Below are 15,509 nucleotides of genomic sequence, written 5' to 3' on the forward strand. Positions count from 1 at the left end.
AAGCGTCCTACGCGCATTTCGGAAGCCTCCTATTTCAACCCTTGTCAGCCTCTAGAAAGCTGTCGAGCGCTTGAACGGGGATGGAAATGAAGCCTCCCCGAATGCCCAGGGAGGTCCGCACTTGAGCACCATTCCACCCGTTTTCTTCGACCACAGCCGCCACAAACTCTGGGTCCGCGACCTCGACGCCCATCTCGACGTCCTCGCCCTCCACGGCGAAGAGCACTTGAGTCAAGCGCTAACCGATGCCGGACGTTCCCCCGAATGGATCAAGGACTGCCGGCATTTCGTCGCTGCCCATGAGCAACGTCTGTGTTTCCCGTTTCAAGAAAAGGTGGTGAACGAAAGTTGCCTGCCGCAGGCATTTTTCGTGCGCAACTTAATAAACAGGGAAGCGTTTAATGAGAAATGAGAAAGGGAAGGCTGGGCGGCAGTGGGCTGTCGGTAGTTTGTTGTTGTTACTGGCCGGGTGCTCTCCGGGGACACAGAAATATTTGGGCGGTAATTTGAATGCGGTTAACCATACGTCCGCAGCCATCAATAGTTTTTCGGTAAATGGTTATGGGGGGGGCAATGCCAGTCCTAATGGGTACGGGGGGGGAGTGTGTTGTGTGATGTTGCCCAGCCAATGGTCGCCGGGTTTGAAGTTCAAAGTGGAGTGGGAAACTGATTCTGATCCTTATGCTAAATCCCCTCCATTGGGAACCGATGAATTTCGAGCCTTCATGGTTAAGCATAAATCCAAGTATCAACAACACACCGCGATTGTTGAACTTCCGCCTTATGAAACAGAGAACTTGTGTTCATTAAAAATTCATTTTCTACCTTGTAATCAGGTTAGGGCCACCACGGCATGTATGGCTTACGGCCAGCCTGGATACCCAATTAACGATCCTATAAATATGAAGGAGCCAGCCGTATGTCCGAAGTAAAGAATCGTGATTCCGTATATGTCCCGGCCCTGTTTCCCAAAGCAGGGCGTTTACCCTGCGACCCTGAAGCGGTAAGGGCTAATTACGAACGGCAAACGGCTGAAGTGGAGTTGTACCGTCAAAAACTGAATGCCCAGCGCGGTTTTCGTGGCGCCTCCACCTGCGCGCGCGCCTTGCACATCAGCCTGTTTTTCGATGGCACCAACAATAACGAGCCCTACGACACCCACAAGGCCAAACCGCCCCATCCGACCAACATCGCGCGGCTGTTTCACGCCAGTATTCTTCAACCGCAAAGCGGTTATTTCCGCTATTACATTCCCGGTGTGGGTACCCCGTTTCCCGAGATTGGTGAATGGGACTTCAGTACCATGGGTATGGCGTTCGCCAACCGGGGCGAGGACCGGATCAATTGGGGATTGCTTCAGATCGCAAACGCGTTGTCCGTTGCACTGACCAAAGATGATTTATCGTTGGCCACGATGCAGGCCAAGCTCAAAGCCATGGCCACCACCTGGCCCATGACTGCCTTGGGCAGAAGCAGCCGCCGCCAGGCCATGGCTTCGCTGCTGGAGCCGTTGCGGGCCAAGGTCACGACGGCGCAACCCACGGTGCTGGCGATCAAGCTGTTCGTTTATGGCTTCTCCCGGGGGGCCGCCGAGGCGCGTACTTTCGTCACCTGGTTGAGCGAGCTGTTCGATACGCCGCAAGGCGCCGAACGCCCGGAGCAAAAGCTGCTGGGTTTGCCGTTGAGCATCGAGTTCCTCGGCCTGCTGGACACCGTGGCCTCGGTGGGCAGCGCCCGCGCCGCGCCCTTTGCCGAAGGGCATATGGACTGGGCCGATGGCACGCAAGCGCTGCCCGATGTCGGGCGTTTCCCCGAATGGATCAAGGACTGCCGGCACTTCGTCGCCGCCCATGAGCAGCGGTTGTGTTTCCCGCTGGATTCGATCCGTTATGCCGATGGCCGTTACCTGCCCTATGCCACTGAAGTGGTTTACCCCGGCATGCATTCGGACGTGGGCGGTGGTTACCCGCCGGGGGATCAGGGTAAGGCTCGTGGTGGAGCGGGCGAGTTGTTGTCGCAGATTGTTCTGCACGAGTTGTACGCAGCGGCCTTCGCCGCGGGTGCGCCATTGACTGTACCTGATGCAGTTGTGCCGGATGAGTTGCAACAAATTCAGCCAGCGCGACACATGTCTCTCGATACGAAAGAAGAGTTTGACATCACGCCCGAGCTCATCAACCGCTTCAACGCCTGGCGCACCACCCTGGGCCTCGACGAAGACCCTGCCTCGCGTCCAACCACCAGCGACCCCCTACGCCTTGGCCACAACCTGGAAGACACCATGGCCGCGCAACTGGCCTGGCTCACCGGCTGGCGCATCGAGCGTTTTGCCCGGGGCAGTTATGCCAATCAGCCTTTTTACGGCCAGGCCGTGCAAACCAACGCGACCCTGCAAGCCGAGCAGAAAATCCAGCGTCAGAACGATACAGAGACGGTCAAAGAGGCCCGCGCGGGCGTTCGAGGCCAACCCGTCGAAACGCAAAATCTGGCCGCCCTTGCCGGCCCACCGCCTTACGAACCAGTGCTGGACCAGCAGCAAATCCGCGAGGCCGCCGTCGAGTTCGAGCACGACTATCAGCAGTGGCGCCGCGATCAGACCAGCTTTCAGGGATTGGTATTCGATGGCGTGCTGAGGGACACGGTGTATCTGCTCAGCGAGGATGATGAGCAGCGCGAGTACGCGCAGATCAAGGCGGCCGGAGAGTTGCGCGCCAAGGAGCTGTTCATCGAACCCTGGGCCAATACGTTTGAAGTCAGTGATTCACCGGAAATGGCTGCGGTGGTCGCCATGTTCGACGATCAGGTACACGACTCCCGCGCCTGGTTCCTGCACGATTTCATGAGCTCGCGGGAGATGTTTGGTGATTACTTCCGTTATCGCGCGGTGTATTTCGGCGATGAATCCAATAAGCGCTGGACGCCGGTCGTGGTGGCGGGACGGGTAGTGGGCATTGCCCTAGTATTGGGCGGGGCGTACAGCATTCGTCGTTACGGCGGCAAAGCCTTTGCCGGGACGGTGGTCGCGGCATCAGTGGGTTATCAGGTGATCAACGCCGCCACGGGCGAAGTGGAACCCTTCCTGCCGGGCGCGGAGCAGATCCTGAAATCGACCTTGGCCATCGGCCAGGTCGTGGCGCAGCAAAAGCAGGCCATTGTCAAAGCCGAGGAGGCGCTGCGCATGGAGAAGATGCTCGATTATCTGACCCGCAGTGGCGGGCTGGTCGAGCGGGTGAAGGAGGTGGTGTCATGATGCCCCTGGTGCGTAGGGGCGATCCGCTGCGCCCTTATGGCGGCGAGGTGCTGGAAGGTCACTTCGAAGCCTTCGGCATGCCGGTGGCTTGCATGGGTGACAACACCACTACTTCAACAAGAGAGAGCGCTGGCAACGCTTCATCTGGCCAGGCTTCAGCAGCCACCCGGGCACCAGCCTGACCTTGGACCAGCGTCCACGCCGGCGAGCGCCTGTACGGCGATTTCCAGGGCACCTGGGGCTTGATTCGCCTGCTGGAACAAGCCCGGGTCACGCCGTTGACCGACAGCGACAGCCACTACCGCATACAGCTCAAGGCGCCGAACGGCATCGACCTGACCTGGAACCTGCGCACCGAACTGGGCGCGGGGCCGATGGCGTTGCTCAAGTTGCGCAATTTCAAATTGCCGACATGGATCTTTGTGGGGGAAAACGATAAGGCGCTGCCAAATGCGCTGGAGAGGAGGAGCAAGCTGAGTCTGATGATTTTAGTCACCAGTTGCTTAAATGAGTCCGATGCTCTGGGGCCTGACAAGGTCCCAGCTCATCACCGCTGGCCGATCAGCCAAGCACCTTCATGTCCCTGCACCGCCAAACTATCAATCACATGCACGCTATACCCTTGCACATTCTTCGCATGGTGCTTGGCCTGTGATGCCATCTCGGCCAACTGGCTCGCATCGAGTTGTTCACAGGCCTGTGGATGCAAATGCACCACGCCGATCGACAGCGACAACAGCGCAAACTCCTGGCGCTGACCCTGGCGATTCGGTGCGATGAAGCAGCCGGCTTCCAGGTGCTCGCTGCGGTAGAAACGTCGGCACTGGCTCTGGAAGTCGTCGAGCAACTGGTTCAAACGTTTGCGCCAGTCTTCCGGGCTGAGCACCAGCAGGAAATCATCGCCGCCGATGTGGCCGACGAAGTCGCGGGAGGGGTCGACGCGGTCGTTCAGGCATTGCGCCAGGCACAGCAGGACTTCGTCGCCGCGACCATAGCCATAGATGTCGTTGAAGGGTTTGAAGCTATCAATGTCCACGTAGCAGATCACCGATTCCCGTCGCTGTTGCAGCAGCCGCGTCAGGCATTGCTGGATCGGCACGTTGCCCGGAAGCAAGGTCAGCGGGTTGGCATAGCGGGCCTGCTGGATTTTCAGTTCCGTGATCAGCTTGAGCACGTCAATTACCCGGCCCAACCCCAGATAACCGCCATTGAGGGTGATGATGAAGTCTTCTTCGATGCGCTGGCGGGCACGGCTGGTGATCAGGCGGCTGACCTGTTGCAGGGACTGGCTCAGTTCGACGGCGAGGAAGTCATCGTTCATCAGGCGGCTGATGGGCTTGCGGGCGAACAGGTCGGTGGCAAAGGGCTTGAGCAGGGCGTCGGAGAGCGAATGACGATGGACGATGCCGCAGGGCTGACCCTGTTCATCCAGGACTGCCAGCGAGTTCAGGTTGGCCTGGCGACGAAAGGCTTCGAGCACCGTGGCGGTCGGGGTGTCCCGGTTCACCGCGGGCAGCTTGTTGAGCAGGGCACTGAGGTCGCTGCCGTCTTCGCTCAGGACAACGGCGATGCTGTCCTGTCGGGGCATCAATGCCCGGGCATCCCGTGGCGGGTGTTCCTGGGGGCGGCAGAGCAGATAGCCCTGCACCAGGTCAACGCCCATTTCGGTCAGCACCGTGAGTTCTTCGGGGAGCTCGATACCTTCGGCGATGACTTGCGCCCGCGAGGCCTTGGCGATTTGCAGGATCGAGCCGACGAACTCGCGCTTGAGCGCGTCCTGATGAATGCCATCAATGAAATGCCGGTCGATTTTCACGTAATCGGGCCGCAGTTCGGACCACAAGCGCAAACTCGAATAGCCCGCCCCCAGATCATCCAGTGCAATCGAAAACCCCATCGCCCGATAGTGATGCAGGGCGGTTTGCAGCAGCTGGAAGTCATCCGTCGGCGTCTGTTCCGTGAGCTCGATGACCACCTGACTCGGCGCAATGCCGAAGTCCTGCAGCAATTGCAGGGTGCGTCCCGGTTGATGGGCCGCTTCGAGCAGGGACTCCGGGGATACGTTAAGGAACAACATGCCAGGCAGTTGTTGCTCGTTGAAGCGTCGGCAAGCGCTTTCGCGGCAGGCAATTTCCAGCTCGCTCAGGCGTCCGGCCTGGCGGGCGACGGCGAACAGGGCGACAGGGGAGTGCAGTGGGCTGTTGGAGGGGCCGCGACTGAGGGCTTCGTAGCCGAGAATGCGCCGTTCAGAGAGGCTGATGATCGGTTGGAACAGGCTGTGCAAACCGCTTTGACTCAGGATCGAGCTCAAGGCACTCAGCTGTTCGGTTGTGGTCATGGCGATCTCTGGCGATAAAAAAAGGACCGGGCGTGCCCTTGGTAAAAAGAGCACGCCCGGTCCTTTATTTCACGACAGAGTGATGACTGTTTGATGACGCTCCGGGGAGCTTCAACATTAAATTGCCATCAGTTGCTTGTGGAAACTCAGTGCTTGGCCACTGCCGTGTTGAGTTTCAGGTAGTCCAGCAGAATCCGCCCGGTTTCGCTGAGGTAGGCGTCGTCTTCCGGTTTGGTCTTGTCATCCTCGGCCGCAATGGCGTCCTCGTCTTCTTTCTTCAGCTCTTTGAGCGGTTCTTCGCCCTTGGCCTTGCGACGGATGTTTTCCATGGTCAGCTGTTTGGCTTCGATGTCGGCGTGCTGGGCACGACGCTCGACTTCATTGAGGCTGACGGTTTTCTCGGTCATCAGCTTCTGCGCCAGGGCCAGCTTGTCGCGGATGAACACGAACTCCGCATCCTTGGCAGTACGCACGTCATGCTCGGACTGGAGCTGCGAAATGTACGGCTTGAATGGGTCGAGCGCAGGCTTGATCGCCGCCTTGATGGTGTCCCACGGCATGGCTTCCGGCAGGGCGCTTTCACCGATTTCCTTGGTGTCGATGAGCGACGGGTAATCGATGTCCGGCAAGACGCCCTGATGCTGGGTGCTCTGCCCGGAAACCCGGTAGAACTTGGCCAGGGTCAGTTTCAGTTCGCCATGGTTGAGCGGCTGAATGGTCTGCACGGTGCCTTTGCCGAAGGTCTGACCGCCGATGATCAGTGCGCGGTGGTAGTCCTGCATGGCGCCGGCAAAAATCTCCGAAGCCGAGGCGGACAGGCGGTTGACCAGCAACGCCATCGGGCCTTTGTAGAACGCGCCCGGGTTTTCATCTTCCAGGACATCGACGCGGCCATCGGCGTTACGCACGAGCACGGTCGGGCCTTTGTCGATGAACAGGCTGGTCAGCTCGGTGGCCTCTTGCAGGGAACCTCCGCCGTTGTTGCGCAGGTCGATGACCACGCCGTCGACTTTCTCTTTCTGCAGCTCGGTCAACAGTTTCTTGACGTCGCGGGTGGTGCTCTTGTAATCCGGGTCGCCGGCACGGAAGGCCTTGAAGTCCAGATAGAACGCCGGGATTTCGATAATGCCGAGCTTGTAGTCCTTGCCGTCCTGCTTCAGGTTCAAGACCGATTTTTTCACGGCCTGATCTTCAAGCTTCACCGCTTCACGGGTGATCGGCACGATCTTGGTGGTCTGGTCGTTCGGCGCATTGCTGGCCGGGATGACTTCCAGGCGCACCACGGTGCCCTTCGGACCACGGATCAGCTTGACCACTTCGTCCAGGCGCCAGCCAACGACGTCGACCATTTCCTTGTTGCCCTGGGCAACGCCGATGATCTTGTCGGCCGGTGCAACCTGCTTGGTCTTGTCCGCCGGGCCTGCCGGCACCAGGCGCACGACTTTTACCTGGTCGTTATCGCTCTGCAACACGGCGCCGATGCCCTCGAGGGACAGGCTCATGTTGATGTCGAAGTTCTCCGCGTTATCCGGCGACAGATAGTTGGTGTGCGGGTCGTAGGACATGGCGAAGGTGTTGATGTACGCCTGGAAGATGTCTTCCGCGCGAGTCTGGTCCAGGCGCGCCAACTGGTTCTTGTAGCGCTTGGTCAGGGTTTCCTGGATCTGCTTGGAATCCTTGCCGGCGATCTTCTGACGCAGGACTTCGTCCTTGACGCGTTTGCGCCACAGGTCGTCGAGTTCTGCGGTGGATTTGAGCCAAGGGGCGTCCTTGCGGTCGATCAGCAAGGTTTCCTTGGTGGTGAAGTCGATCTTGTCGACGCCCTTGTTCAGCTCGGCAAGGGCGAAGTCCAGACGCGCCTTTACGCGGTCCAGGTAGCGCTTGTAGATGGTGAACCCGGCGTTCAGGTCGCCGCTCTTGAGGAAATCGTCGAACTGCGTCTTCCACTTGTCGAATTCGGCAATGTCGCTGGCCATGAAGTAGCTGCGCGACGGATCCAGCAGCTTGAGGTAGCTGTCGTAGATGATCACCGAGCGTGCGTCATCGAGTGGCGGCTTGCTGTAGTGGTGGCGCTTGAGCAACTCCACGACGTTCAGGCTGGCGATCACTTCGTCACGATCGGGTTGAAGCTTGTCCCAGCTATTGGCTGCGAAAGTATTGCTCGACATCGGCAGCAAGCCGATACCGATGAATAAGGCGAGGGCAGTGCTGGGGAACAGATGCTTCATGCTGATTCGACGCGGGGACAATTGATAACGCATATTAGGCCGTCTTTGAAGTCGCCGGTTCTTTGGGAGCCGGTCGCATAATGCAAAAAGCCCGGCGCTATAGCTTCGGGCTCAGTCCAGACTCACTATGGAGGCACTGTGAAAGCATTGCAAGGCGTTGACGGTCGAGTGGTGTGGGTTGATGAGCCGAGTCCTGCATGCGATGTAGGGCAAGTTCGTATCCGAGTGTCGGCAGCGGGTCTCAATCGCGCCGATTTATTGCAGAAGGCAGGTCTTTATCCGCCGCCGCCGGGGGCTAGCCAAGTGCTTGGTCTAGAGTGCTCGGGCGTGATCAGCGAGGTTGGCGCCGGGTCCTCCTGGCAGATTGGCGATCGGGTTTGCGCCTTGCTGGCCGGGGGCGGGATGGCCGAAGAGGTGGTTGTCGACGGGCGGCACGTGCTGCCGGTTCCCGACGGAATGTCACTGGTCGAAGCGGCAGCATTGCCCGAGGTTTATGCAACTGTCTGGCTGAATCTGTTTCAACTGGCTGCGCTCAAACCGGGTCAGAAAGTTCTTCTGCATGCCGGGGCAAGTGGAATTGGTTCAGCGGCCATTCAGCTGTGCAAGGCCTTCGGCAACCCGTGTTGGGTCAGCGTCGGCTCCGCCGAGCGGTTGGCGTACTGCGAAGCGCTGGGCGCCCAGGGCGGCGTGGTGCGTGACGGTGATCTGGAGAGCCTGCGGGATCTGGGGCCGTTCGACGTGATTCTCGACCCGGTGGGCGGCAATTACGCGGCGTTGAACCTCAAGCTGCTGGCGCAGGACGGACGTTGGGTGTTGATCGGTCTGATGGGCGGCCGCGAGGCCAAACTCGATCTGGCCCAGGTGCTGGCCAAGCGCGTGCAGTTGCTGGGCTCGACCTTGCGCAGCCGTGACGATCAATTCAAGGCGGATCTGTTCAGTGATCTGAGCCAGCACGTGTGGCCGTTGTTCGCCGAGGGGCGCTTGAGCCCGCAACTGGCCAGGACATTCCCGATCAAGGATGCCGAGGCAGCGTTTGCCGAGCTGGCGAGTAATACCGTGGCGGGGAAGGTGGTGTTGGTGATAGATGAAAGCCTGAGCTGACAACACTGAACCTGTGGGAGCGGGCTTGCTCGCGAAAGCGGTGTGTCATTCAACGATGTATTGACTGATTCGACGCCTTCGCGAGCAAGCCCGCTCCCACAGGGGGGGCTTGCGTTATTTCCAGATATGGATCGGCCAGCCAGCCTTTTCAGCCTGCTCGCGCAACACCGGATCCGGGTTGACCACGTGGGGGAAATCCACTTTCAGCAACAACGGCAGGTCATTGCGTGAGTCGGAATAGAAACTCGCGCCTTCAAGGTTTTCCTCTTCTGCATCCAGCCACTCCAGCAAGCGCGTGATCTTGCCTTCGCGGTAGGTCAGGGTGCCGACGGTATGGCCGCTGTAAACGCCATGAGTCACTTCCAGTTCGATACCGAGAATCTCGTCGATGCCAAGGCGCTCAGCGATGGGGCCGACCAGATGCGTACCCGAGGCCGAGATCACCAGAATCCGGTCGCCAGCCTTGCGATGGGCGGCGATGGTTTTGGTGGCGTCACTGAAAATGATCGGCTCGATGTAGTCCTCCACCCACGGACCAACCAAGTGCGCGACTTCTTCAGGCGTACGACCAATCAACGGTTCCAGGCTGAAGGCCATGTAGTCCTCCATGGCCAGATGGCCCCTGCCGTACGCATCCATCAATTCCTTGTCGCGACGCAGGAACGATTCGCCATCGACCCAGCCGAGGCGGACCATTTGCTCGCTCCACAGTGAGGCGCAGTCGCCGTGGATCAGGGTTTCGTCCAGATCAAAAATTGCCAGGGCCATCAGTGCGGTTCTCTCTTCAGCGTCAGCAAAGGCATCAGGCTACCTCACACAGGGCCGTCGGATCGATGGAAAGCGCCAGCCGCTGACCATCGGGATGCAGGTCGGCCGCCGAGCGGTTCAGCACATCCACCACCAATTCCACGCCCCGGGCTTCGACCCGGTAGCGAATCACGTTGCCCAGCAGGCTGTGGCTGCGAATCTGCGCGTCCAGTTCGCCGTCAAGGCTCAGTTCGATGGCTTCCGGGCGAATGGCGATGCGCTTGCTGATCGGTCGCTGCAACAGCTTCGAAGCGCTGTCGGCATCCAGCAGGTTGTAGTTGCCGATGAAACCGGCGGCGAACACATCCACCGGTGCGGTATAGAGGGTTTCGGCGTCGCCGCTTTGTACGATTTTTCCCTGATTCATCAGGAAAATCCGGTCGGACATGGTCAGGGCTTCTTCCTGATCGTGTGTGACGAAAATCGTGGTCAGGCCCAGTTCGCGCTGGATCTGACGAATCTGTTCGCGCAGGTGCTTGCGAATTCGCGCGTCGAGGGCCGACAACGGTTCGTCGAGCAGCAACAGGCGCGGGCGGGTCACCAGGGAGCGGGCGAGGGCGACGCGCTGGCACTGGCCCCCCGAGAGCTGATGCGGGTAACGCGCGGCAAAGTCATTGAGCTCCACCAGTTTCAGCACTTCGGCGACGCGTTTGCGACTGTCATCGGCATTGACCTTTTGCATGCGCAGGCCAAAGGCGACGTTTTGCTCCACAGTCATGTTGGGGAAAAGCGCATAGCTTTGGAACACCATGCCGATCCCGCGTTTCTGCGGGCTCACCGGCACGATATCGGCGCCATCGAGCAGGATCTTGCCGCCATCCACCGAAGTCAGGCCGGCGATGCAGCGCAGCAGGGTGGATTTGCCGCAACCGGACGGGCCGAGCAGGGTGACGAACTCACCTTTCTGGATTTCGCAATTGATGTCGCTGAACACGGTGGTGCCGGCGAAGCTTTTCTGAAGATGTTGGACGCTGACATAGCTCATTCGCTTTTGTCCCTGTTCAAGATATTGGCAATCCAGGTCAGAACCAGCACAAAGAAGAAGTAGGAAATCACCAACGCACTGGTGAAATGACCGCTGCTGTTGCGCATGTTGTTGAGGTAGACCTGCAGGGTTTCGTAACGGGTGCCGACGAGGATGTTGGCAAACACGAACTCACCGAACAGGAACGAGAACGACAGCAGCAACGCCACCATCAAGCCCTTGCGCAGGTTCGGCAGCACCACCAGGAAGGCGGCTTGAAAGGTGCTGGCGCCGAGCAACTGGGCGGCGTCCATCAGGTCGCGCAGGTTGATCGCCTGCAGATTGTTGGTGATCGCCCGGTACATGAACGGCAGCGCCACGGTGAAGTAGCAACCGATCAGGATCCAGGGCGTCCCGACCATGGCGAACGGTCCGGAACCGTAGAGCTGCAACAGCCCCACCGACGACACCACCGGCGGCACGGCGAAGGGCAGCAGGATCAGGATGTTCATCAGCGCGTCGAGTTTCGGGAAGTGGTAATGCACCACGAACAGCAGCGGCAGAATCAGCACCACCGAAAGAATCAGCGAGCCGACGCAGACCAGCAGCGATTGCCCGAACGCATTCAGAAAGCGCGGATCGCTCCACAGCTGGATGTACCACTTGAGGGTGAAACCGCTGGGCAGAATGGTCGCCGACCAACTGCTGGAGATCGAGTAGATCAGCGTGCCGGCCAGCGGCAACAGCAGGATGGCAAACAGCAGGTACACCACGACGCGGTGGTAGACACCGACGGGCCCCAGTTCAACGCGAGACATGGTAGCTCCTCTTCAGCAGCAACTGATGCACGATGGTCACCAGGGTCATCAAGGCCACCAGCACCACGGCCAGGGCACTGGCCAGGTTCGGGTCCAGGGAAATGTCACCGGACACCATCGCCGCAATACGGATCGGCAGCACGTTGAAGTTGCCGGTGGTCAAGGCGTACACCGTGGCGTAGGCACCGAGGGCGTTGGCCAGCAGGATCACGAAGGTACCCAGCAGTGCCGGCGTCAACACCGGCAAGCCGATGTGTCGCCAGTACTGCCAACCGTCGGCGCCGAGCAGTGAAGCCGACTCACGCCAGTCTTCACGCAGCGCATCGAAGGCCGGGTACAGCAGCAGCACGCCGAGGGGAATCTGGAAGTAGGTGTAGAGAATGATCAACCCGGTTTTCGAGTACAGGTTGAAATCCTGAATGATTCCGGCCTGCTTGAGCATGATGGTGAAGCTGCCGTTGAAGCCGAGCAAAATGATGAATGCGAAGGCCAGGGGCACACCGGAGAAGTTGCTGGTCATGTTGGCGAAGGCGTTGACGAAGTTGCGCAGTTTCGAATCGACCCGGCGCAGGGAATAGGCACCCAGAATCGCGATGACGATCCCCAACACGCTGGACCAGAAGCTGATCTCAAGGCTGTACTGGATGGCCTGCAGGTAAAACTTCGAGCTGAAGATCTTGCTGAAGTTGGCCAGGCCCCAGCCGAATTCTTCCGATTGCAGGCTGTTGATCATCACCCAGGTCAGCGGTGCGATTTCGAACACGATGAAGAACAGCACGAACGGGACCAGGCATAAGGTTGCCAGCCATTTACTGCGGCTCATGGTATTCACTTCAACAGCTCCCGGCAGACCGGTTTGTCGTGGGGTACGCCGAGCAGCTGGCAGACGGTACCGCAGATTTCGGTCTGTTTCGGCGCGGCACCAGCGTCGAGGCTGAACGCGTCACCGAGAACGAACAGCGGTACTTCACGTTCTTCCGGCAGCAGGCCGTTGTGGGAGCGGTCGTTGTTCATGCCGTGGTCGGCGGTGACCAGCACCTGATAGCCGGCATCGAGCCAGCCTTGCAGGTAGTCGGCCAGGATGATGTCGGCCGAGCGGGCACTGTTGCGGTACTGCGGGGTGTCGAGGCCGTGCTTGTGCCCGGCGTCGTCGATGTTCATCGGGTGGATCAGCAAAAAGTTCGGCGCATGGCGCAGACGCAGGCTTTCGGCGTCGGCGAACAGGTGAGAATCCGGGTAGTGATCGCTCCAGTAGAAATGCCCGTACTGGATCGGCAGTTGCGGGTCATCGGTGTGACGATCCCGGGCCGCCACGAAGGGTGATCGGTTGTACAGCTCGCTGACCCAGTGATAAGCCGCCGCTGCGGTTTTCAGGCCGGCATCGGTGGCGTAGTGATAGATGCTGCGCTGGTTGGACAGGCGCGAGACGTTGTTGTGGACGATGCCGCTGTCGATAGGCGCGACGCCGGTCAGGATGCATTCGTACAGCGGGCGGGACAGGGCTGGCAACTCGCACTCCAGTTTATAGAGTGCTGCGCGCCCGGCGCCGACGTAAGCCTGCAGGTGCCCCATGGCGTGGCGGGCGACCTCGTAGTTGAGGCCGTCGAGCACGACAAGGATGACGTTGTGCTTCATAGGGGCGATGACTCCGTGAAACAGTAATCAGGAAAAGCCGGGTTCAACTCAGTCCCCCTGTGGGAGCGGGCTTGCTCCGGGCGGCGTTCCGACGAATGCGGATCGACATCCAGCATTGATGTCGACTGACACACCGCTTTCGTCGGAACGCCGCCCGGAGCAAGCCCGCTCCCACATTTGGATCTCCATCAGATCCCGAAATGGGGATCTACCCGGTTACTGCATATTGATGATGACTTCTTCCTGCCACTTCTGAGGAAGGGCCTTGGAGGTCTTTTCCCAGGCGTCCGCATCCTTGATCGGCGTCACTTTCTTGTACTGCTCGTTAGGCAGCAGCTTGGCCTGCACCTCGGCTGGCAAGGTCAGGTGTTCGGCTCGGATCGGACGGGCGTTGCCCTTGGCCAGGTTGATCTGGCCGGCGTCGCTGAAGATGTATTCGCGGGTCAGCTTGGCGGCATTCGGGTTTTTCGCGTACTTGTTGATGATGGTGGTGTAGCCGGAAATCACCGAACCGTCGGACGGGATCAGCACCACGTAGTCATCCGGGTTGGCCATCTTGGCTTTGTAGCTCAGGCCGTTGAAGTCCCAGACCACGCCGACTTCGATCTCGCCCTTTTCCATGGTGGCAATCGTCGGGTTGGACATCGACAGGCGACCTTGCTTGGCGATGTCGGAGAACAGATCCAGGGCAGGCTTGAGGTTTTTCTCGTCGCCACCGTTGGCCAGTGCCGCGGCCAGTACGCCGTTGGCGGCCTGGGCTGCGGTGCTCACGTCGCCGATGGAAACCTTGTATTTACCGCCCTTGAGGTCAGCCCACTTGGTTGGGGCTTCGGAGCCGTGCAGCAACTTCTTGTTGACGATGAACGCGATGGTGCCGGTGTAGGCCAGTGCCCAGTTGCCGTCCTTGTCCTTGGCCCAGGCTGGAACCTGATCCCAGGTCGAAGGTTTGTAAGGCTGGACCACACCTTGCTTGACCGCGATCGGGCCGAACGCTGCACCGACGTCGCCGATGTCGGCGCTGGCATTGTCTTTTTCCGCGGCGAACTTGGCGATTTCCTGGGCCGAGCTCATGTCGGTGTCGATGTGCTTGAGGCCGTACTTGTCGCTCAGGTCTTTCCAGGTGCCGGCCCAGTTGGCCCAGTCATTGGGCATGCCGACGCTGTTGACGGCGCCTTCCGCTTTCGCAGCGGCTTCCAGGGTTTTCAGATCATCGGCCGCCATGGCGGCGGTGCACATTGCAATGGTCGAGCCTAACAGTGATGCCAGGAAAAACTGTTTCATTCCAAAGCTCCTTGGGGCGTGTTCAACGCTGCGATTGCGGTTTGTGTTGGTCTAGGTCAGCAATACCTGAGCCAATTTAAGGGGGCTGGATGACACTTTGATGTCGTTCGTCGCCCGGGATGACTTTTTGTTGAGCGGTATCGCGGGTGGCCTGCTAAGCGTAGACCATGGTCAAAGCCCCGGCTGGCAAGGGACTTGGCCGATGTATTGCAGGTTCTTGAAGTCGCGAATGGCGACCGTTGGGCCGTTTTGTCACATCTCGGTCATCTGCGCTGCCTACGCTTGCAGACTATTGAATGAGCCGGTTTTTGCTACGGTTCTGCCCTGAATTGGTTCTGGCCTAGTCCAGATAGGAAACATTGATGCGTGAAGAGGCAACCAAAGCGGTAACAGCCATCGGCCAGGTGCTTCAGGAGCAGATCGACCATGGATTGTTGACTCCCGGCAGTAAACTGCCGGCCGAGCGCAAGCTCAGTGAATTGTTCGGCACCACGCGGATCACTTTGCGTGAAGCGTTGTTGCAGTTGGAGTCACAGGGGCAGATTTATCGCGAGGAGCGTCGCGGCTGGTTCGTCTCGCCGCCACGCCTGGCGTACAACCTGATGCAGCGCAGCCACTTTCACGCGATGGTCAGCGCCCAGGGGCGGGTGCCGTCCACCGAGGTGATTTCGGCGCGATTGCAACCGGCATCGGCGGCGGTGTGTGCCTGGCTGCAATTGCCAGCGCTGTCGAGCGTGATTCAGATCTGCCGCTCACGGCGGATCGATGGGCGACTGGTGCTGTATGTGGAGCACTATCTGAACCCGCAGTACTTTCCCGGGATCCTCGATTTCGATTTGAATCAGTCGATCACCGAGTTGTACGCGCGGCATTACGACTTGCACTACGGGCGGGTGCGCTTCGAGATTGTGCCCACGGCGTTGTCGGTGGATGCGGCGGCGGCGTTGAAGGTGTCGGTGGGCAGCCCGGGCTTGCGGATTGCCCGGGTAAACTATGACCAGCATGAACGCTTGATCGACTGCGACCTGGAGTTCTGGCGGCATGATGCGATTCATGTCGGGGTAGATGTTGTCTGACGCTGCTTTCG

Annotated in this window: 13 protein-coding genes and 2 pseudogenes; 7 read left to right on the forward strand and 8 right to left on the reverse strand. The window is 59.5% G+C overall.

Annotated features, from left to right (window positions below; translation table 11 throughout):
* Positions 1–121: 121 nt before the first annotated feature.
* The 5 genes and pseudogenes from AC3IT6_RS08265 to AC3IT6_RS08285 all read left to right on the forward strand — a co-directional run.
* Positions 122–412: a hypothetical protein gene (locus tag AC3IT6_RS08265; protein ID WP_489354853.1), complete on the forward strand. Its 291-nt coding sequence runs from the start codon at positions 122–124 to the stop codon at positions 410–412.
* The gene (tli1a, locus tag AC3IT6_RS08270) at positions 402–932 is read left to right on the forward strand and encodes a Tli1a family immunity protein (protein WP_489354854.1); all 531 of its coding nucleotides are present in this window, start codon (positions 402–404) and stop codon (positions 930–932) included. Before AC3IT6_RS08265 ends, tli1a begins: the two co-directional genes overlap by 11 nt.
* Positions 920–3,250, forward strand: coding sequence for a T6SS phospholipase effector Tle1-like catalytic domain-containing protein (locus AC3IT6_RS08275; protein ID WP_489354855.1), 2,331 nt, complete (start codon positions 920–922; stop codon positions 3,248–3,250). The genes tli1a and AC3IT6_RS08275 overlap by 13 nt, the downstream gene beginning before the upstream one ends.
* Positions 3,247–3,351, forward strand: a pseudogene (locus AC3IT6_RS08280) (PAAR domain-containing protein); the annotation flags it as partial. The gene AC3IT6_RS08275 and the pseudogene AC3IT6_RS08280, both read left to right, overlap by 4 nt.
* Positions 3,351–3,681, forward strand: a pseudogene (locus tag AC3IT6_RS08285) (type VI secretion IcmF C-terminal domain-containing protein); the annotation flags it as partial. The pseudogenes AC3IT6_RS08280 and AC3IT6_RS08285, both read left to right, overlap by 1 nt.
* 116 nt (positions 3,682–3,797) lie before the next feature.
* Here the strand turns inward: AC3IT6_RS08285 and AC3IT6_RS08290 are convergent.
* Together AC3IT6_RS08290 and AC3IT6_RS08295 are read right to left on the reverse strand one after the other, a co-directional pair.
* Positions 3,798–5,588, reverse strand: a complete 1,791-nt coding sequence (locus AC3IT6_RS08290; RefSeq protein WP_489354856.1) for a bifunctional diguanylate cyclase/phosphodiesterase — start codon at positions 5,586–5,588, stop codon at positions 3,798–3,800.
* A gap of 146 nt (positions 5,589–5,734) precedes the next feature.
* Positions 5,735–7,816, reverse strand: coding sequence for a carboxy terminal-processing peptidase (locus AC3IT6_RS08295; RefSeq protein ID WP_191624999.1), 2,082 nt, complete (start codon positions 7,814–7,816; stop codon positions 5,735–5,737).
* Between the two features lie 138 nt (positions 7,817–7,954).
* Here AC3IT6_RS08295 and AC3IT6_RS08300 point away from each other — a divergent pair, with 138 nt between their 5' ends.
* Positions 7,955–8,917 carry a zinc-binding dehydrogenase gene (locus AC3IT6_RS08300; protein ID WP_489354857.1) on the forward strand — a complete coding sequence of 321 codons (963 nt, stop codon included), beginning with the start codon at positions 7,955–7,957 and terminating at the stop codon, positions 8,915–8,917.
* Positions 8,918–9,031: 114 nt separating this feature from the next.
* On the opposite strand, the gene AC3IT6_RS08305 is transcribed toward AC3IT6_RS08300, so the two are convergent.
* The 6 genes from AC3IT6_RS08305 to AC3IT6_RS08330 form a co-directional block, all read right to left on the reverse strand.
* The gene (locus AC3IT6_RS08305) at positions 9,032–9,685 is read right to left on the reverse strand and encodes an HAD family hydrolase (RefSeq protein WP_489354858.1); all 654 of its coding nucleotides are present in this window, start codon (positions 9,683–9,685) and stop codon (positions 9,032–9,034) included.
* Between the two features lie 34 nt (positions 9,686–9,719).
* Positions 9,720–10,709 (reverse strand): ABC transporter ATP-binding protein, encoded by a 990-nt coding sequence (locus AC3IT6_RS08310; RefSeq protein WP_489354859.1) that lies wholly within the window; start codon positions 10,707–10,709, stop codon positions 9,720–9,722.
* A complete protein-coding gene (locus AC3IT6_RS08315; RefSeq protein WP_489354860.1) occupies positions 10,706–11,506 on the reverse strand; it encodes an ABC transporter permease in 801 nt (266 codons plus the stop codon). The genes AC3IT6_RS08310 and AC3IT6_RS08315 overlap by 4 nt, the downstream gene beginning before the upstream one ends.
* On the reverse strand, positions 11,493–12,329 hold the full coding sequence (locus AC3IT6_RS08320; protein ID WP_489354861.1) for an ABC transporter permease: 837 nt from the start codon (positions 12,327–12,329) through the stop codon (positions 11,493–11,495). The genes AC3IT6_RS08315 and AC3IT6_RS08320 overlap by 14 nt, the downstream gene beginning before the upstream one ends.
* A 5-nt stretch (positions 12,330–12,334) precedes the next feature.
* Positions 12,335–13,141, reverse strand: coding sequence for an alkaline phosphatase family protein (locus AC3IT6_RS08325; protein WP_489354862.1), 807 nt, complete (start codon positions 13,139–13,141; stop codon positions 12,335–12,337).
* A gap of 216 nt (positions 13,142–13,357) precedes the next feature.
* The gene (locus AC3IT6_RS08330) at positions 13,358–14,422 is read right to left on the reverse strand and encodes an ABC transporter substrate-binding protein (RefSeq protein ID WP_489354863.1); all 1,065 of its coding nucleotides are present in this window, start codon (positions 14,420–14,422) and stop codon (positions 13,358–13,360) included.
* 362 nt (positions 14,423–14,784) lie between these two features.
* On the opposite strand from AC3IT6_RS08330, the gene AC3IT6_RS08335 reads away from it, so the two are divergent.
* Positions 14,785–15,498: a UTRA domain-containing protein gene (locus AC3IT6_RS08335; RefSeq protein WP_150724580.1), complete on the forward strand. Its 714-nt coding sequence runs from the start codon at positions 14,785–14,787 to the stop codon at positions 15,496–15,498.
* Positions 15,499–15,509: the final 11 nt, after the last annotated feature.

This window comes from Pseudomonas sp. KH_017, assembly GCF_057840285.1.